We start from the raw sequence: 18,173 nt of genomic DNA, 5'->3' as shown, positions 1-18,173 counted from the left end.
TCGCGGCCTCGCGGTGCTCGTGCGCTCCTACAGGTTCAATGTTTGCCTCATGACAGCGCATTGCCTGAGACAAAAAACCGTGTATCCGATCAATTCAACTCAAGCAACCAGCGGCGCGGGCCAGGGCGTAGCTCTGGCATCTGGTCTGCTTCTGCCGCATTGACGGCCTGGAAGATTTCCAGCTGTTTGCCTTTGCGAGAGAAAATCCACGGATTGCCCTGTTCGTTCTTCTCCAGCCACATGCTGTCGTACTCGCCGCTCATGGCTGCGCAATCGCCAGCCAGGCACAACGCGTAGCGGTCATTGTCCGGCAAGCCCTGAATGCTGCCATCTGGCTTGAACTGCACTGTATTGCCCTGGCCGTCGCCGCTGACGATGGTCCATTTGCCGCCCATGTAGGCGTTATACAGCGCAGCTTCGAAGCTGGCGCCGGTCGGCGCACCTTCGGCAGCAGGGGTTTTCGGCTGCTCGAATCGTTGCTCCGGGCCTGATTCACTGGCGGCCTGGATTAACTGATCACCCTTGACCTGCAAGTCTTCGACGAAGTTGTAGTAATCAATGCGCAGCTTGCCATTGGCAGCGCTGGTGATTTTACCTTCGCCCACTTCAAAGCCATTGGAGTACAGGGCCTGGCTGGTTTTGGTGTCGAGCTGCCATTCCAGATTTGGACCGTTGGCAAGCAAAGCCTGACGCAGGTTGTCGCCTTTCACGGCAGCTTCGATCGCCGCCTGATTGATCCACGTGCCATCTGGGTTGCGGTCAGCGTGGCTGGCACAGCCGCTCAAAAAAACGGCAGTCAGCGAGAGGGCAAGCGCAAAGCGCATAGCAGGTCCTTCCTTAATCAGCTGCGGCGGGGAGCCAAGGGCTTACCCCGCGAGAGTTTTATTCGATGACGAGAATCGCGTCCATCTCGACCTGCGAACCACGCGGCAATGCGGCAACACCAATAGCGGCGCGGGCCGGGTATGGCTGCTCGAAGTATTTGCCCATGATTTCGTTGACCGTGGCGAAGTTGCCCAGATCGGTGAGGAAGATGTTCAGCTTGACGATATCCTTGAACGAACCGCCCGCCGCTTCTGCAACCGACTTCAGATTTTCAAAGACCTGGACGACCTGGGCTTCGATGCCTTCAACCAGTTCCATGGTTTTAGGATCAAGTGGAATTTGCCCGGACATGTAGACGGTATTGCCAGCTTTGATCGCCTGAGAGTAAGGGCCGATGGCCGCAGGGGCCTTGTCGCTGGTGATTACGGTCTTGGTCATGAAGAACTCCTGTTGAGTGATTGGCTACGCACGCATGCGGGTAATTCGAATGACCCCGGCCAAGGCACGCAGTTTTCGGATAACGCGGGCCAGATGCACACGGTCGTGCACGCTAACCACCAGCTGGACGACGCTGATACGACCATCGCGCTCGTCCATGCTGATTTTCTCGATATTGCCGTCGGCCGCATTGACGCTGCTGGCCAACAAGGCGATCAAGCCGCGCTGATGCTCCAGCTCGACGCGCAACTCGACGTTGAATTCGCCCGTAACGTCCTTGGCCCAGGACAGCTGAATGCATTTTTCTGGGTTATGGCGGATTTCGCTGATATTGCGGCAGTTGTCCAGATGCACAACCATGCCTTTGCCCGCCGAAAGATGGCCCACGATCGGGTCGCCAGGGATCGGCGTGCAGCACTTGGCGTAACTGAGCACCAGACCTTCAGTGCCGCGAATTGCCAGCGGGCCCTCAGTGCTTGGCAGTTGCTCGCCTTCGCCCAGCAGTCGACGAGCGACCACATAAGCCATGCGATTGCCCAGACCGATATCTTCGAGGAGGTCTTCGATGACCTCGACCCGGTATTCGGCCAGCACCAGCTGTACGCGCTCGGCGGAGATTTTTTCCAGGCTGCTTTCGAAGCCGTTCAACACCTTGTTGAGCAGACGCTCGCCCAGGCTGATGGACTCGGAACGGCGCTGCAGCTTGAGCGCATGACGAATGTGTGTCCGTGCTTTGCCAGTGACCACGAAGTTCAGCCACGCCGGATTCGGACGTGCACCCGGTGCGCTGACAATCTCTACCGTCGAACCACTTTGCAGTGGCTCGGACAGCGGTGCCAGACGACGATTAATCCGACATGCGATGCAGCTATTGCCTACATCGGTGTGCACCGCATAAGCAAAGTCGACCGCCGTGGAGCCTTTTGGCAGCTCCATGATCCGGCCTTTAGGCGTGAAGACGTAAACCTCGTCCGGGAACAGGTCAATCTTGACGCTTTCAATGAATTCCAGGGAGTTGCCAGCACGTTGCTGCATTTCCAGCACGCCTTTGACCCACTGACGTGCGCGGGCGTGAGTGCCCTTGGGCACTTCGTCATCCGAAGATTTGTACAGCCAGTGCGCTGCGATCCCGTTGTTGGCCATCTCTTCCATCTCGCGGGTGCGGATCTGGATTTCAATGGGCACGCCATGCATGCCGAACAGCGTGGTGTGCAACGACTGGTAGCCGTTGGCCTTGGGGATCGCGATGTAATCCTTGAAGCGGCCGGGCAGGGGCTTGTACAAATTATGAACAGCACCCAGCACGCGGTAGCAGGTGTCGACCTTGTCGACGATGATGCGGAACGCGTAGACATCCATGATTTCATTGAAGGCACGACGCTTGCCGCGCATCTTCTTGTAGATGCCGTACAGGTGTTTCTGCCGTCCGCTGACTTCGCCTTCGATTTCATCAACCGCCAGGCAATGGCTCAGGGACTCTTCGATCTTGTTGACCAGCTCTTTGCGATTGCCCCGGGCGCGCTTGACCGCCTGGCCAATTCGCGAGGAACGCATCGGGTACATGGCCTTGAAGCCGAGGTCTTCGAATTCGATGCGAATGCTATGCATGCCCAGCCGATTGGCGATGGGTGCATAGATTTCCAGGGTTTCCTTGGCGATGCGCCGACGTTTTTCTCCGGACAGCACTTCAAGCGTACGCATGTTGTGCAGGCGGTCGGCGAGCTTGACCAGAATGACGCGGATGTCGCGCGCCATGGCCATGGCCATTTTCTGGAAGTTTTCAGCCTGGGCTTCGGCCTTGGTCTCGAAATTCATCTGGGTCAGTTTGCTGACCCCGTCGACCAATTCAGCCACGGTCTCGCCAAACTGGGCGCAAAGCGCTTCTTTGGCGATGCCAGTGTCTTCGATGACGTCGTGCAGCATGGCAGCCATCAGGCTCTGATGGTCCATGTGCATGTCTGCGAGGATGTTCGCCACCGCAAGAGGATGCGTGACGTAAGCTTCACCGCTACGACGGCGTTGGCCGTCGTGGGCTTGTTCGGCGTAGAAATACGCGCGGCGGACCAGGTTTACCTGTTCCTTGCCGAGATAGGTCGAAATGCGATCGGCGAGGGCGTCTATGCTCGGCAAGGCGCTACCCCCTGCCAATGACTTTTACCCTGCGCCGTACTACGTCGACACGGCATAGGCTTAGACGGCCTCGTTGGACTCGTCTTCGAACGCCGCGAACAATGGTTCATCTTCAACGATTTCAGCTTCTGCGATTACAGCGTAATCCATCAGGCCAGCGGCGATTTCACGCAGCGCCATAACGGTAGGCTTGTCATTTTCCCACGCCAGCTTTGGTTCTTTGCCGCCGGTTGCCAGTTGACGGGCACGCTTTGTAGAGAGCATGACCAGCTCAAAGCGGTTATCCACGTGTTCTAGGCAGTCTTCAACGGTTACGCGGGCCATGGGTATTCCTCGTAGCAAATGCGGATGCGCGATGCCCGGATGGGCGAGCGGACTCGGTAGTTTACAAGCTGCAAGCACAAAGCTTCAAGCGCCAAGCCACGAGCGGTCTTATTTAGCCCATGCTAAAGACGCTTGATGTCCTGTTTTCAGGCCAGCAACTGCTCAAGCAGACCACTGAAACGCTGCTGCTGATGGGTCTGAGTCAAGAGGTTGGCCCGGAAGATCGCTTTGAGATCTTCCAGCGCGGAGGCGAAATCATCGTTGATCACGAGGTAGTCGTATTCGGCGTAATGGCTCATTTCGCTGACCGCTTCACGCATCCGGCCCTCAATGATCTCGTCGCTGTCCGTACCACGATTGGTCAGGCGCTGACGCAATGCCTGCTGGGTCGGCGGCAAAATGAAGATCGAGCGCGCATCAGGCATGACCTTGCGCACCTGCTCGGCACCCTGCCAGTCGATTTCCAGAATCAGGTCATGACCGTCGTCCAGCGTCTGCTGCAAGTGGCTCTGGGAAGTGCCGTACATATTGCCGAAAACTTCCGCCTGCTCAAGGAAGTCACCGTGCTCGATCATGCGTACAAATTCAGCGCGATCAACAAAGTGATAGTTCACGCCGTCGACTTCCCCCGGACGCATGGCCCGGGTGGTGTGCGAAACGGAAACCCGAATCTGTGGCTGCGCGTTAACCAGGGCGTTGACCAGGCTGGTCTTGCCCGCGCCAGACGGAGCGGAAACGATGTACAGGGTGCCAGTGCTATGTGTCATGGGGGAATTAGCCTTACTCAATATTCTGTACTTGTTCGCGCATCTGCTCGATCAACACTTTGAGGTTGACCGCAGCCTGAGTGCTACGCGGGTCGAAAGCTTTGGAGCCCAAGGTATTGGCCTCGCGGTTGAGTTCCTGCATCAGGAAATCCAGACGGCGTCCGGCCTGACCGCCAGCCTTGAGCACGCGACGCACTTCAGTGACGTGAGTGCTGAGGCGATCCAGCTCTTCGGCGACGTCACTTTTTTGCGCCAGGAGCACCATTTCTTGCTCCAGACGCTGCGGATCAAGCTCGGCCTTCATGTCGGCAAAACGATCCAGCACTTTCTGGCGCTGGGTTGCCAGCATCTGCGGCACCAATGTTTTCAGCGTAGCGACTTCAGCGGTGATCGAATCCAGGCGCTCGTTAAGAAGCTTGGCCAGATCCGCGCCCTCACGACCACGACCGTTTTTTAGCTCAGCCAACGCTTCGTTGAACAGCGTCAGGGCTTCCTTGTTCAAGGCTTGCGGGTCGCTGGCATCACCTACCAGCACTCCCGGCCAGGCCAGAACCTCCAGCGGATTCAAGGCGGCGGGCTGCTTGATCAGACTCGCGACGATTTCAGCCGCGGCGACCAATTGCCCAGCGCGCTCACGATCGACCTGCAATGGCTTGCCGGCAGTCTCTTCGACAAAACGCAATGTGCATTCCACTTTGCCGCGTGACAACCCCTGACGCAGCGCTTCGCGGATCGCACTTTCCAGGTCACGAAAAGACTCCGGCAGACGCAGGTGCGGCTCCAGATAGCGATGATTGACCGAGCGTAGTTCCCAGCTCAGGGTGCCCTGAGTGCTGGCCCGTTCGACCCGGGCGAAAGCCGTCATGCTGTGGACCATGGGGAAATACCTCTGTAATCCGATGAACAGAATATGCCGCGGTCATCGATGACTGGATGTCACGAAAAAACGACAGTCTGTAAAGGCGCAGGATTGTAGCGCAGTGCGGCCGATGCTCCCAATCCACTAATGCGACAAGCGATGCATGGCATTTACTCACGCCCGCAAACACCCGAATCAGAGCCTTGGCGGGCAAATGGATTGACTCGCTCTGGTTTTAGATGTGCCCAGCGCCGACTTGCGCCTCTATAATGCTCGGCAGTTTTCCGTCTCAGTACAGGTATCCCAGATGAAACGTCCAAGTGGTCGCGCCGCCGATCAGCTCCGCTCGATCCGCATCACCCGCAACTACACCAAGCACGCCGAGGGTTCTGTGCTGGTCGAGTTTGGTGACACCAAAGTGATCTGCACGGTCAGCGTCGAGAATGGCGTACCTCGCTTCCTCAAAGGTCAGGGTCAAGGCTGGCTGACCGCTGAATACGGCATGCTGCCGCGCGCCACCGGCGAACGTAACCAACGTGAAGCCAGCCGTGGCAAACAAGGCGGCCGCACCCTGGAAATCCAGCGCCTGATCGGTCGTTCCCTGCGCGCCGCGCTGGACATGTCCAAGCTGGGCGACGTGACGCTGTATGTCGATTGCGATGTGATTCAGGCCGACGGCGGCACCCGCACAGCGTCCATCACGGGCGCCATGGTTGCCTTGGTTGATGCGCTGAAAGTGATCAAGAAACGCGGCGGTCTCAAAGGCGGCGACCCACTCAAGCAAATGATCGCAGCTGTTTCGGTTGGTATGTATCAGGGCGAGCCGGTTCTTGACCTGGACTACCTTGAAGACTCCGCTGCCGAGACTGACCTCAACGTGGTGATGACCAGCTCAGGCGGTTTCATTGAGGTTCAGGGCACTGCAGAAGGTGCTCCGTTCCAGCCTGAAGAGCTCAACGCCATGCTGGCTTTGGCTCAAAAAGGCATGACCGAACTGTTTGAACTGCAGACCGCCGCACTGGCCGACTGATAAAAGCAGCTAGCAGGAGACGCAAATGAGTGACAGCCAACCGCCTGTTCCGGTACCCAGTTCAGAAATACGCCAGTGGGCGATGTTCTGTCACTTTGCTGCGTTTCTCTGCATGATTTTCCCGTTTGGCAACTTGCTGGGCCCGCTGATTCTCTGGCAGCTCAAGAAGGATTCCGATCCATTCATTGATGCTCAGGGCAAGGAAGCGCTGAATTTTCAGATCACGGTTTCGTTAGCCATGGTCGCGTGCGTCTTTCTGATGCTGCTACTTATTGGCTTTGCGCTGATCGGCCTGGTTGCCGTAGGCGCTCTGGTGCTGACCATCATTGCTGGCATCAAGGCCAACGAAGGCGTTGCGTACCGGTATCCGTTTACGTGGCGGTTGATCAAGTAAGCAGATGACGCTCCTACAGGGGATCGCGCCTACTTCAAGAAAAACAAAAAAAGCCGACACGAAGTCGGCTTTTTTGTGGGCGATGGATACTAGATCGTTAACGTCCAGTCGTAATCCACCACCAGCGGCGCGTGTTGCGAGAAGCGTGGCTGACGCGGCAGGCGTGCACTACGCACGAAGCGACGCAGGCCCGGTGTCAGCAACTGATAGTCAAAGCGCCAGCCAAGATTGAGCATCTCTGCCTGCTCGCTATCGGGCCACCAGCTGTACTGATCACCTTCACGGCTGACTTCACGCAGGGCATCAACGTAGCCCATGGTGCCGACAATCTCGTCCATCCAGGCACGCTCAGGTGCGAGGAAGCCAGGAGATTGCTGGCTGTCACGCCAATTCTTGATGTCGAGCTTCTGTTGCGCCACGTACAACGAGCCGCAATAGATGTACTCACGACGCTTGCGTCGCTGCTTGTCCAGATATTTGCCGAAGTCATCCATGAGCTTGAATTTCTGATTCAAGTCTTCATCGCCGTTCATTCCCGAAGGAAGCAGCAAGGTGGCAATACTGAGTTTGTCGAAATCTGCTTGCAGGTAACGCCCGTAGCGGTCGGCTGTTTCAAAGCCAAGCCCACTGATTACCGCCTTCGGTTGCAACCGCGAGTAAAGCGCCACGCCACCTTGGGCCGGAACTTCAGCTTCGCACGCATAAAGGAAATAGCCATCCAGCTGATAGGCTGGGTCGTCCAGTTCGAAGGCGGATGCGCGGGTGTCCTGAAGGCAGATGACGTCGGCATTCTGAGCTTGCAGCCAACTGAGCAAACCGCGCTCGACTGCCGCCTGAATGCCATTTACGTTCACACTGATGATCCGCATAAATGGCCCCAAAAATCACGTGCGTGTATGATACCCGAGCTCTACCTAATTAGCTAAATCCGTGGTATTCGGGGCTTTTTTCATGCAGGCGTATCAGCGCGATTTCATTCGTTTTGCCATCGACCGTGGGGTTTTGCGGTTCGGTGAGTTCACTCTCAAGTCCGGTCGCACCAGCCCGTACTTCTTCAATGCCGGGTTGTTCAACAGCGGTTCGGCCCTTGCGCAACTAGGTCGTTTCTACGCCGCAGCCGTGGTTGAGAGCGGTATTTCCTTCGACGTACTGTTTGGCCCAGCCTATAAGGGGATTCCTCTGGCGGCCGCAACAGCCGTGGCTTTGGCTGAACACCACGGGCGCGATTTGCCTTGGTGTTTCAACCGCAAGGAAGCCAAGGCTCATGGCGAGGGCGGTAGCCTGGTCGGCGCACCATTGACCGGCAATGTGCTGATCATCGATGACGTAATCACCGCAGGCACCGCGATCCGCGAAGTCATGCAAATCATCAAAGGCCAGGAAGCGACCGCGGCGGGCGTGCTGATTGCACTTAACCGTCAGGAGCGTGGCAATGGTGAGCTTTCGGCGATTCAGGAAGTCGAGCGCGACTTCGGGATCCCGGTGGTCAGCATCGTATCGCTGAATCAGGTGCTGGAATTCCTCGCTGATGACCCGCAACTCAAGCAGCATTTGCCTGCCGTTGAGGCTTATCGGGCGCAGTTCGGCATCTAAGGAGATTCATGCTCGCCGATATTCGGATTGAGACATCAAGGAGATGTGAATGACCAGGCCAGGCCTCATTTGCTTGCTGCTGTCCTTTGCCATCAGTCCGTTTGCAGCGACGCATGCCGCCGACGCCCCGCAGCCGCTTTATCGCTATGTCGATAGCAGGGGCGTAACCGTCCTCGATCGCCAAGGCGTGCCACCTGAATACGTTGCCAAGGGCTATGAAGTACTCAATGCCCAAGGCCGCGTAGTACAGGTGGTGCCGCCAGCACCCACTGCCGATGAAATCCACCAGGCTCAGGCGAAGAAAGCCCAGGCCAGCGCCGACGCGCAGTTGCTCAACCTTTACAGCAATGTCGAGGATGTCGATCGCGCCAAGGCACGTAAGCTTTCCGAGCTGGACGCCTTGATTGCCTTGGCGCAAGGCAACCTCAAGGGCCTGGACACTCAGCAGGCATCTTTGCAAGGGCAGGCGGCGGACCTGGAGCGGGCGGGCAAACCGGTGCCTCAATCACTGATCGACCAGATGAGTGATCTTCGCGACCAGCAAAACAACCTCAACCTGAACATCCAGCGCTATCAACAGGCTCGCGCTCAGGCTGACGCAGCGTTTACTCAGGATCGCGTTCGCATCGAGCGGCTAACCGCGCCTTAAGCTGACGGGGGCTAAAGCTCTCTATGCGAGTCCCGCTGCAGCCTCCTCAAGCGCCGGGCCGTATGGATGTCCCGACGCCGTATTAATGAGGTAGGTCCTGACCGAACCATCGGCCGCAGGGAAGTCCCGTACGGGCACGTCTGATACGCCCAGAATCAACGCCGCCAATCGGTCACCAACAGCGACAGGCCGCCATGTATCCGGGTTCGCGGCAGACTCCAGCCCGTTGATATAGGCGAACTCCCCTGGCCTGCCCAATGTTTGCCCGACCGCCTCGTGAAGCTTGTAAGCCGCTCTGACCAACAAGGCAGACACTCCGACGCCATGCCCCCATCTGAACAAGAATCCGCCGAACGGATTCAAGCCTTTCAAATAAGCAGCGCCCGAGCCGGAAACAAAGGTGCGGGTCATCGCACTCAATGCGGGGAGCGTCGAACCGACGACAGGTCCTCCTGCTTTCATCACCAACACCACAAACCCCTTGGCAAATTTGAAAGCAGGCGCCAACAGGATCAGGCCGACATCAATCACGCAGGTCAGGGTTGGCGACTCATCGTTGGCTACGGCATTAAGGCAACTGAGGCCCGGAATAAATGTGCCGAGAATGCGCAGCACCGGCGGATAGTTAGCACTCACAAACTCGGAGCCCGTCTGGTGCCTGCGCGCTTCACGTTCCGACTCTTTATCAAAAAACAGATGCTTGAGAGCAATGCCCTCAGCAAGACTTCTCAACCGAGGAGAGGAAAGAGGGCACGCCGCAGGCTCAGAATCAGGCTTGCTCGGCAGGGCATGGCCGATATAGTGGGGCACGACGCGGCTTAGCTGACTGGATCGCGGGTATTGCGGCTGATCGTATGCCGCCCAGTCCAGCGGTAGCTCGACCGCCGTTCGCTGGACTTGATGGCCAACCCTTCCAACCAGCCCACCATCGGGCAGAAGAGGCAGATCAGTGCGCCGCTGCAACAGGCCCAGCAGCGGAAAAACTTCATACGTGAACGTGCTGTTCTCGCCGGTGCAGACAAGGATGAAACCCGCTCGACCTCGCTTCAGCTCGCGATCCCGCGAACTCTCTTTATTGAGGGCAACGCCCGTTTCCCGCTCAAGCACATAAACATCCACCCTGCCATTCTCGATAGCTTGGCGGTCTGAGAAAGGCAGCTCCGCGAGCAGAAATTCGATCAGGCACGCGTAAGCATTTTGCGCATCGCGACTGTAGGTATCGAAGGCGTCCTTATAGATGGCCTCAACATCAATGCCCTTGAGCCGTTCGATCTGCGGGGCGAGCACCTGCGCCCACTCTTTCTGACTCGTTTGCAAATGGGGTTCAAATTTGTCGACCCCGTCCTTCATGAACCCTGCGAGAAAAAGATCGAAGAGGTAAAACCGGCCGGGACGAACAGCCGGTGAGGGGTTTCTCAAGGCGTATTCAAACCGTTTTCCCAGTGTCGTTGGCCGCATCACGAGTTGAGCGAGTGCGTCCGCGTCACTTCCGAGCAGCTCATTAAACTTGCTTAAACCGACCTCCAGCCTGTCCGGTACCTTGCGCAACAGCGTGCCGATCGCAGTCTCGACCTTGTGCTGAGCCGCGTCGAGAGCCGTCATTGCTGTGTGCAAGTCCGCCACGGAGTAATCCGCCCCGGCTTTTAGGGGCAAAACGTTATTGGCGGCACTCCACTGAAGCGCTGGAGCAATACGCGTCTGAACAAGAAGGCGCTTTTCACCGTCGGCCGCCGAACCACTCAGCTTGATCGGTATATTCAGCAATTGCTCGTAGCTCAGCGCCTGTGACGAACCAGGATAAAGCGCCTCAGCCAAGGCAACACCGTGGGCAAAGTTGACCCAGACGCCGGAACAGTAACGCAACGTTCGGGGCGTGCCCTTGACCGCCAGTTCGGGCACAACGGGCGCAAGAATACACGCTGCCAGACGGGCTGACGGCCTGCAGCGTTCCCCCTGGATGTTACAGATGTTCCAAGTCAGGAAAGTTTCGAATTCCTCCTGAATCTCGGTCAGCGGTCGCCCCCAGTTTGCTGGCTTGCCATATTCATAGCCCGCGATGAAACCGGGCTTGCGTGATTGCTCAGGCTCGCGCTCAAGCATCAATGCCTTCCACACCAGCTGCCTGATGATCAAGGGGTCAGCGGTTTGGCCGTCAGCCGCACCGTACCAGCCCAATGCCGTGTTTATCCGAAGGCCCACGGCCTGCCCTTGCTCTGATTCCAGCATTTCAGGCAGCATTTGCTTGAGTTGCTGATCAGAAGGCGTCGAGCCTGCGCTGTCCGCCAGAAGTCGCCAGGACAACAGCTGCAGCAAGCTGGTCAGCTCGAACGATACTGCGGCCACGCCACTGCTTTGAGCCTCAAGCACCGGCAGCGCCTCCAGCCGGGTGGCCGCACGTTGCTCCTGCACGAAGGCATCAACGGTTGTCTGTATCAGCCCAAGCTGGACCGGATTGAGGAGCGGCAACAAGGCATTCACCCCGCACCTCAGATGGGGCTGGCCCTTTGGTACCGGGTTTGTCGATGACGAAGCTAAGTTAACGGAGGTATTCATTGAGAGATTGTTCTCGATATGAGGAAAGTCTCCCGACGTTCTCCAATCGCGAACAAAGGTTATGCAGGGCTTTTCAACGGCTGCGTAGCGGTATTTCGTAATGTTGGGTCAGGGGTTTCTTTGACAGGCTTTCATCTTCCCTGCTGACCTTGTAAATACCGGCCGGACTTTCTGCGCGGCTGCGGGGCTGACCCGATCTGTAGGAGCCATCGGAGTTTACGACGGTCGCGATTGCGGTGTATCAGATAGACCGCAATCGGCGCCGTCGTAAACTCCGACAACTCCTACGGCTCTGGGTAATGTCAGCGATGTTTTTATAACGACGCCCATAAAAAAGCCCCACCGGAGACCGGCAGGGCTTTCATGAAACGTTGTGCTTGATCAGTGACGCTTGCGATTGCTGATCAGAGTACCCACACCCGTGTCGGTGAAGATTTCCAGCAGCACGGCATTCGGTACACGACCGTCAATGATGTGCGAGGTGGTCACGCCGCCTTGCACAGCTTCCAGCGCGCATTTGATCTTGGGCAGCATGCCGCCGTAGATCGTGCCATCGGCGATCAGGCCGCTGACTTGCTCGGTGGTCAAGCCGGTCAGTACCTGGCCTTGTTTGTCCATCAGGCCGGCGATGTTGGTCAGCAGCATCAGCTTTTCAGCCTTGAGGGCTTCAGCGACTTTGCCTGCCACCAGGTCGGCGTTGATGTTGTAGGACTCGCCGTCTGCGCCCACGCCAATAGGCGCGATGACCGGGATGAAATCACCTTTTACCAGCATGTTCAGCAGGTCGGTGTTGATCCCGACCACTTCGCCGACATGCCCGATGTCGATGATTTCAGGCTTGGTCATTTCCGGCGTCTGACGGGTAACGGTCAGGCGCTTGGCGCGGATCAGCTCGGCGTCTTTACCGGTCAGGCCGATGGCGCTGCCGCCATGACGGTTGATCAGATTGACGATGTCCTTGTTGACCTGGCCGCCCAGAACCATTTCCACCACATCCATGGTCTGCGCGTCAGTGACCCGCATACCATCGATGAAGTGGCTCTCGATCGACAACCGCTTGAGCAGATCACCGATCTGAGGTCCCCCGCCGTGAACCACCACCGGGTTGATGCCAACAGCCTTCATCAACACGATGTCGCGCGCAAAGCCGGTTTTCAGCTCGTCGCTCTCCATGGCGTTACCGCCGTACTTGATCACCAGCGTCTTGCCAACAAAGCGGCGAATGTATGGCAGCGCTTCGGACAATACTTTGGCGACGTTGGCGGCGGAATCACGTTCGAGGGTCATTCAAGGCTCCAGTCAAAGGAAAAAACAATCAGAACGGAAGTTGAAGGTCCGGCGCAACCTTTTTCAGTTCGGCGTGGAACACATCCTTGATGCGTTGCAGCTCAGCATCGGTTTCGGCTTCGAAACGCAGCACCAGTACCGGTGTTGTGTTGGAAGCGCGAACCAGACCCCAGCCCTTCGGATAGTCCACTCGCACGCCGTCAATGGTGGTCAGCTTGGCATCGCCCCACTGAGCATCTTTCTCCAGAGCTTCTATGATGCTGAACTTGGTGGTATCGGTCACTTTGATGTTGATTTCAGGCGTCGAAATGTCGTTCGGGAAGGTCTCGAACAGGTCTTCAGCCGATTGCGACTCCTGACTGAGAATTTCCAGCAGACGCGCAGCACTGTAGATGCCGTCGTCAAAACCGAACCAGCGCTCTTTGAAGAAGATGTGGCCGCTCATTTCGCCCGCGAGCAGCGCGCCGCTTTTCTTCATTTCTTTCTTGATCAACGAATGACCGGTCTTCCACATTACCGGGCGACCGCCATGTTCCTGAATCAAAGGCGTCAGGCGACGGGTGCATTTGACGTCGAAAATGATGTCGGCACCCGGGTTACGCTTGAGCACGTCCAGCGCGAACAGCATCAACAGGCGGTCTGGGTAGACCACATTGCCTTTGTTGGTGACAACGCCAACACGGTCGCCATCGCCATCGAACGCCAGGCCAAGATCAGCGCCGGTTTCTTTAACCTTGGCGATCAGGTCCTGAAGGTTTTCCAGCTTGCCCGGGTCCGGGTGATGGTTAGGGAAGTTGCCGTCGACTTCAGCGAACAGCGAAATCACTTCACAACCCAACGCTTCGATGAGTTGTGGGGCGATGACACCGGCGGCGCCGTTGCCACAGTCCACAACCACTTTCAGCTTGCGGGCCATGACGATGTCTTCTTTGATCTGCTTGAAGTAGCGATCAAGAATGTCGACCTTGGTGATGCTGCCTTTGGCAGAAGTCAGATTGCCCGTCTTGATACGCTCGTGCAGCGCCTGGATCTGTTCGTTGGCAAGAGTGTCGCCAGCGATAACGATCTTGAAACCGTTGTAATCCTTGGGGTTGTGGCTGCCGGTCAGCATCACACCGGTCTTGCCCGCCAACACGTTGGCGGCGTAATACAAGGCGGGCGTTGGCACCAGGCCAACATCACTGACGTGACAGCCACTGTCGTGCAGGCCTTGAATCAGCTGCTGTACCAACTCCGGGCCGGAGAGGCGTCCATCGCGGCCAACACTGACGTTGGGCTCGTTCTGCGCCAGGCTCTCGGAGCCAATGGCGCGACCGATCCAATACGCCGTTTCAGCGCTGAGGGTGTCACCCACGATGCCGCGGATGTCATAGGCGCGGAAAATATCGTCAGGGAATTTCGGTGCCACGGATGCTGGACTGCTCATAACTGGGGGGTGCTCCGATCTCAGGAAGTCCTGGTTTTCGTCGAGGATGTCGATATCGAGAATGTCGGTATCTTGAAACAGCGGATCGGTCCAGCCGTCACCATTGGCAACGCGTGAAGCCGATGCTGAAGCACTACGTGTCTTTAAGTCGGTCATCTTGAAGCCAGCAATCGAACCTGACTCATCCTTCTTATCAACGATTTCCGTTACCGGTTCTTGAAGGGAAGGTGAAAAACAGGCAAGACGTCTAGCCAGCCCGTTGAGGACCGGCAGGCTCAAACCGAAGGGTTTGACGGCTTTTCCGCTGGAGAGTTCTTGAAGCAGCTGATCCAGTTGTCGGACATCAGCGCAAATGAGCCGTTGTAGAGCCCTCTCGTTGAGGTAAAGCCCCAGAAAAATACCGCCTAGAGCGATTAATACGGCAAGCGTCAGCAATAACCACGGAGGGGAAGAATCCAGCGCAGGACCAGGTGTGAACTCAAGCTTCCAGTTCGCATAACCCGTACCGAGCCGCTGTGGCCTGGCGCCATCGGCTTCGCCGCGTTGCAGCAAAACCTGCTCGGGACCATTGCCAAACTGCTGAATCAAACGTATCCGGCCGGTCGACTCGGGCATGGCAGGGAGCGCGTTGAGCAAGCGCTGGGGATCGAAAGCGAGTAACAGCGTGCCGCTGGCAGGCGCGGTCGGGGCCGAGCGCAACGGCGCGGCGCTGTAGATCATCCAGCGCTCGCCGACGGCACGGGCCTCAGGCACAGGGTCCTCGCCGCGGGTGGCTTTGTTGAGCATGTCCAGCGTGGAGAAACTCACAGGCAACGCACCCCGGTTGCCGATATCCGACATACCCAAGGGGTTGAGGCGAGCGCCCAGAACGCCGTCGCGGAACCGCAAACGGTTTTGTGCTTCGTCGATGAGAGAAGGGTCACCGCTTTGCAATGCCTGGAGCAGTGCGGGGTCCCGGGCGGCGGCCTGAGTCTCGACGCCGATTTGCTTGAGCGCCTGCCCCACGGCCGAGGCCTGACTGCCACCCCAGGCCTGCTCAAGGTGCTCGCGCCCTTGCGGATTGCTGGTCAGAGCGAGATAGACCAGAGCACCGGCAATGATCAGGCCGATCAGCGCAGGGAAAACACCAGGAAACAGCGCGGACAGACTCGGCGCCGGAGGCTGGGTATCGGATGTTGCATGCTGTTGGCTGCCTTGCACCTGAACGCTCCCCGGTCATTCATCCTGAAGCTGGGACAGTCACTCACTCAATGCCGCAACAGCCTCAGGCTGTCGGGCATCGAGCTATCGGCTCAAAGGTCAGTGGCTACCTGAGTGACCGAAACCGCCAGCACCGCGTTGGCTTTCGTCGAACTCTTCAACCAGTTCGAAATGCGCCTGCACCACCGGTACCAGCACCAGTTGGGCAATGCGTTCGCCAATGGAAATATTGAAAGCAGTCTGCCCGCGATTCCAGCAGGAGACCATCAGTTCGCCCTGGTAATCGGAGTCGATCAGACCCACGAGATTGCCCAGTACGATGCCATGTTTGTGACCAAGACCGGAGCGCGGCAAGATCAACGCCGCCAAGCCCGGATCGCCGATGTAGATCGACAGACCGGTCGGGATCAACAGCGTCTGGCCTGGCTCGAGAACAGTGTCCTCCTTGAGCATGGCGCGCAGGTCGAGCCCGGCGGAACCGATGGTGGCGTAAGCCGGCAAAGGAAATTCGCTGCCAATGCGAGGGTCGAGGATCTTGGCTTGTAGAGCGTGCATTCGTAATTAAACCTGGTTCATTCGTTCGGCGATAAAAGTGATCAGCTGGCGGGCGATCTTGCCCTTGCTGGTCTGGGCGAAGAGCGTTGCGTGCAGTGCGCGGTCGATCACGCTGCAGGCGTTTTCTTCGCTATTGAAGCCGATGCTGGGGTTGGCAACATCGTTGGCGACAATCAGATCAAGGTTTTTGTCCTTGAGCTTGCGTGCAGCATAGTCGAGCAAGTGTTCAGTTTCAGCGGCAAAGCCAACACTGAACGGACGATCCGGACGGGTAGCGATGGTCGCCAGAATGTCCGGGTTACGCACCATCTGCAGCAACAGGCCGTCGCCCGTGGACGGGTCTTTCTTGAGTTTATGCGGGGCAACCACTTCTGGGCGGTAGTCCGCGACCGCTGCGGAAGCGATGAAAAGGTCGCACGGGATGGCGGCCTCGCAGGCAGCCAGCATGTCCCGGGCGCTGACAACGTCGATGCGCGATACGCGATCCGGCGTCGGCAGGTTGACCGGGCCGGTGATCAGCGTGACGCGAGCACCGGCCTCAATCGCGGCCTCGGCCAGGGCAAAGCCCATTTTGCCGGAGCTGTGATTGGTGATGTAACGCACCGGGTCGATGTTTTCCTGCGTCGGACCCGCCGTGATCAATACATGCTTGCCGGTCAGGGACAGACGCTGGAAGCAATCGGCCGCAGACTGCGCCAGATCATCAGGTTCAAGCATGCGCCCGAAACCGACATCGCCGCAGGCCTGACTGCCAGAAGCAGGGCCGAAAATGCGAAAGTCGCGCTCTTCCAGCAAACGAACGTTAGCCTGCACGGAAGCATCGCGCCACATCGCCTGATTCATCGCCGGAGCCACCGCCACAATGGCGTCAGTGGCCAGAACGATCGTGGTCAACAGATCGTTGGCAATGCCTTGTGCCAAGCGCGCAATAAGGTCTGCGGTGCCGGGCGCAACAAGAATCAGGTCGGCCCACTTGGCCAGTTCGATATGCCCCATCGCGGCTTCTGCGGCCGGATCGAGCAAATCCAGATGAACCGGGTGCCCGGAAAGGGCCTGCATGGTCAGTGGAGTGATGAACTCAGCGCCACCTCGGGTCATGACGACACGCACTTCAGCACCCTGGTCACGCAAGCGTCTAACCAGTTCTGCGCTCTTGTAGGCCGCGATACCGCCGCCAACGCCAAGAACGATGCGTTTCCGATACAGCCGCTGCATAGGCCTGCCTTTTAGTCGAGAGATACGCGGCGGCGATGGACGTTTCCCCAGGCCGATCGCCGCGCAAAAAAGATGGGCTAAGATAGCACAGCGACCGTGCTGGAACAGCGGCGCCAACACACATGGAGGTGGTATGAGTATTCGCAACTGGCCTGTGGCCGAACGCCCGCGTGAGCGGCTGCTGGAGCTGGGTTCGGCAAGTCTGTCCGACGCCGAGCTGCTGGCTATTTTCCTGCGCACCGGTGTGGCCGGAAAAAGCGCTGTAGACCTGGCCCGTCACCTGTTGAATCAATTTGGCGGGCTGCGACCGTTACTGGATGCTGACCTGACCGAATTCAGCTCACACCTGGGCCTGGGTCCCGCCAAATTCGCGCAGTTGCAGGCGGTCATGGAAATGGCTCGTCGGCATATGGCGGAGAGTCTGAAACGCGATTCAGCAATGGAAAGCCCGGAGCAGGTACGCAATTACCTCAAAGCGCTGTTACGTCATGAACCCCATGAAGTATTTGGCTGCCTGTTTCTGGACAACAAGCACCGCGTGCAGGCTTTCGAAATACTGTTCCACGGCTCGATAAACAGCGCTCACGTGCATCCCCGGCAAGTGGTCAAGCGTGCCATGGCCCACAACTCGGCCAGCCTGATCCTCTGCCACAACCATCCTTCAGGCGTGACCGACGCCAGCCAGGCCGACATCGACCTGACCAAACGTCTGCGCGACGCCTTGTGGCTGATCGACGTGAAGGTGCTGGATCACTTGATTATTGGTGACGGTGATCCGCTGTCGATGGCGGAGTGCGGGTTGATGTAGACGATATATCTCGCAGAAACGAAGGACCTGTAGGAACTCACGAGCACCGCGAGGCAGCGATAGCGTTCTGCCTGACACACCGCCATCGCGGCCTCGCGGTGCTCGTGCGCTCCTACAGGG

At 57.9% G+C, this 18,173-nt stretch carries 17 protein-coding genes; 5 read left to right on the top strand and 12 right to left on the bottom strand.

Annotated elements, in window-relative coordinates; translation table 11 throughout:
- Positions 1-89 precede the first annotated feature (89 nt).
- The 6 genes from AUC60_RS20100 to AUC60_RS20075 form a co-directional block, all read right to left on the bottom strand.
- Positions 90-824 (bottom strand): hypothetical protein, encoded by a 735-nt coding sequence (locus tag AUC60_RS20100; RefSeq protein ID WP_087271647.1) that lies wholly within the window; start codon positions 822-824, stop codon positions 90-92.
- Positions 825-882: 58 nt separating this feature from the next.
- Complete coding sequence (locus AUC60_RS20095) at positions 883-1,263, bottom strand: RidA family protein (RefSeq protein WP_087271644.1); 381 nt, start codon at positions 1,261-1,263, stop codon at positions 883-885.
- 24 nt (positions 1,264-1,287) lie between these two features.
- Positions 1,288-3,393, bottom strand: a complete 2,106-nt coding sequence (gene spoT / locus AUC60_RS20090) for a bifunctional GTP diphosphokinase/guanosine-3',5'-bis pyrophosphate 3'-pyrophosphohydrolase (RefSeq protein ID WP_087271641.1) — start codon at positions 3,391-3,393, stop codon at positions 1,288-1,290.
- Positions 3,394-3,453: 60 nt separating this feature from the next.
- Positions 3,454-3,717 carry a DNA-directed RNA polymerase subunit omega gene (rpoZ, locus tag AUC60_RS20085; RefSeq protein WP_002551500.1) on the bottom strand — a complete coding sequence of 88 codons (264 nt, stop codon included), beginning with the start codon at positions 3,715-3,717 and terminating at the stop codon, positions 3,454-3,456.
- A gap of 146 nt (positions 3,718-3,863) precedes the next feature.
- Positions 3,864-4,484, bottom strand: coding sequence for a guanylate kinase (gmk, locus tag AUC60_RS20080; RefSeq protein ID WP_087271638.1), 621 nt, complete (start codon positions 4,482-4,484; stop codon positions 3,864-3,866).
- A gap of 13 nt (positions 4,485-4,497) precedes the next feature.
- On the bottom strand, positions 4,498-5,361 hold the full coding sequence (locus tag AUC60_RS20075) for a YicC/YloC family endoribonuclease (protein WP_087271635.1): 864 nt from the start codon (positions 5,359-5,361) through the stop codon (positions 4,498-4,500).
- Between the two features lie 289 nt (positions 5,362-5,650).
- Here AUC60_RS20075 and rph point away from each other — a divergent pair, with 289 nt between their 5' ends.
- Positions 5,651-6,373, top strand: a complete 723-nt coding sequence (gene rph / locus AUC60_RS20070) for a ribonuclease PH (RefSeq protein ID WP_027900043.1) — start codon at positions 5,651-5,653, stop codon at positions 6,371-6,373.
- A gap of 25 nt (positions 6,374-6,398) precedes the next feature.
- Positions 6,399-6,767, top strand: coding sequence for a DUF4870 domain-containing protein (locus AUC60_RS20065; RefSeq protein WP_087271632.1), 369 nt, complete (start codon positions 6,399-6,401; stop codon positions 6,765-6,767).
- A gap of 89 nt (positions 6,768-6,856) precedes the next feature.
- On the opposite strand, the gene AUC60_RS20060 is transcribed toward AUC60_RS20065, so the two are convergent.
- Positions 6,857-7,636, bottom strand: a complete 780-nt coding sequence (locus AUC60_RS20060) for an exodeoxyribonuclease III (protein ID WP_087271629.1) — start codon at positions 7,634-7,636, stop codon at positions 6,857-6,859.
- Positions 7,637-7,718: 82 nt separating this feature from the next.
- Between AUC60_RS20060 and pyrE the strand changes: the two genes are divergently transcribed.
- Positions 7,719-8,360, top strand: coding sequence for an orotate phosphoribosyltransferase (gene pyrE / locus AUC60_RS20055; RefSeq protein ID WP_087271626.1), 642 nt, complete (start codon positions 7,719-7,721; stop codon positions 8,358-8,360).
- 67 nt (positions 8,361-8,427) lie between these two features.
- Positions 8,428-9,009, top strand: a complete 582-nt coding sequence (locus tag AUC60_RS20050; RefSeq protein WP_087271758.1) for a DUF4124 domain-containing protein — start codon at positions 8,428-8,430, stop codon at positions 9,007-9,009.
- A gap of 21 nt (positions 9,010-9,030) precedes the next feature.
- On the opposite strand, the gene AUC60_RS20045 is transcribed toward AUC60_RS20050, so the two are convergent.
- From AUC60_RS20045 to coaBC, 5 genes are all read right to left on the bottom strand, one after another.
- Positions 9,031-11,247 (bottom strand): hypothetical protein, encoded by a 2,217-nt coding sequence (locus AUC60_RS20045; protein ID WP_158099144.1) that lies wholly within the window; start codon positions 11,245-11,247, stop codon positions 9,031-9,033.
- Between the two features lie 696 nt (positions 11,248-11,943).
- Positions 11,944-12,849 (bottom strand): acetylglutamate kinase, encoded by a 906-nt coding sequence (gene argB, locus AUC60_RS20040; protein WP_087271620.1) that lies wholly within the window; start codon positions 12,847-12,849, stop codon positions 11,944-11,946.
- Between the two features lie 28 nt (positions 12,850-12,877).
- Positions 12,878-15,475 (bottom strand): phosphomannomutase/phosphoglucomutase, encoded by a 2,598-nt coding sequence (locus AUC60_RS28350; protein ID WP_158099143.1) that lies wholly within the window; start codon positions 15,473-15,475, stop codon positions 12,878-12,880.
- Between the two features lie 99 nt (positions 15,476-15,574).
- Positions 15,575-16,030: a dUTP diphosphatase gene (gene dut, locus AUC60_RS20030; RefSeq protein WP_087271619.1), complete on the bottom strand. Its 456-nt coding sequence runs from the start codon at positions 16,028-16,030 to the stop codon at positions 15,575-15,577.
- A 6-nt stretch (positions 16,031-16,036) separates the two neighbouring features.
- Complete coding sequence (coaBC, locus tag AUC60_RS20025; RefSeq protein ID WP_087271616.1) at positions 16,037-17,245, bottom strand: bifunctional phosphopantothenoylcysteine decarboxylase/phosphopantothenate--cysteine ligase CoaBC; 1,209 nt, start codon at positions 17,243-17,245, stop codon at positions 16,037-16,039.
- 133 nt (positions 17,246-17,378) lie between these two features.
- Here coaBC and radC point away from each other — a divergent pair, with 133 nt between their 5' ends.
- Positions 17,379-18,053 carry a RadC family protein gene (radC, locus tag AUC60_RS20020; RefSeq protein ID WP_087271612.1) on the top strand — a complete coding sequence of 225 codons (675 nt, stop codon included), beginning with the start codon at positions 17,379-17,381 and terminating at the stop codon, positions 18,051-18,053.
- Positions 18,054-18,173 lie beyond the last annotated feature (120 nt).

Origin of the sequence: Pseudomonas caspiana (genome assembly GCF_002158995.1) — a bacterium.
Taxonomy (GTDB): Bacteria; Pseudomonadota; Gammaproteobacteria; order Pseudomonadales; family Pseudomonadaceae; genus Aquipseudomonas; species Aquipseudomonas caspiana.
Note: the sequence above shows the minus strand (reverse complement) of the source record. Positions and strands in the feature narration are given on the sequence as shown.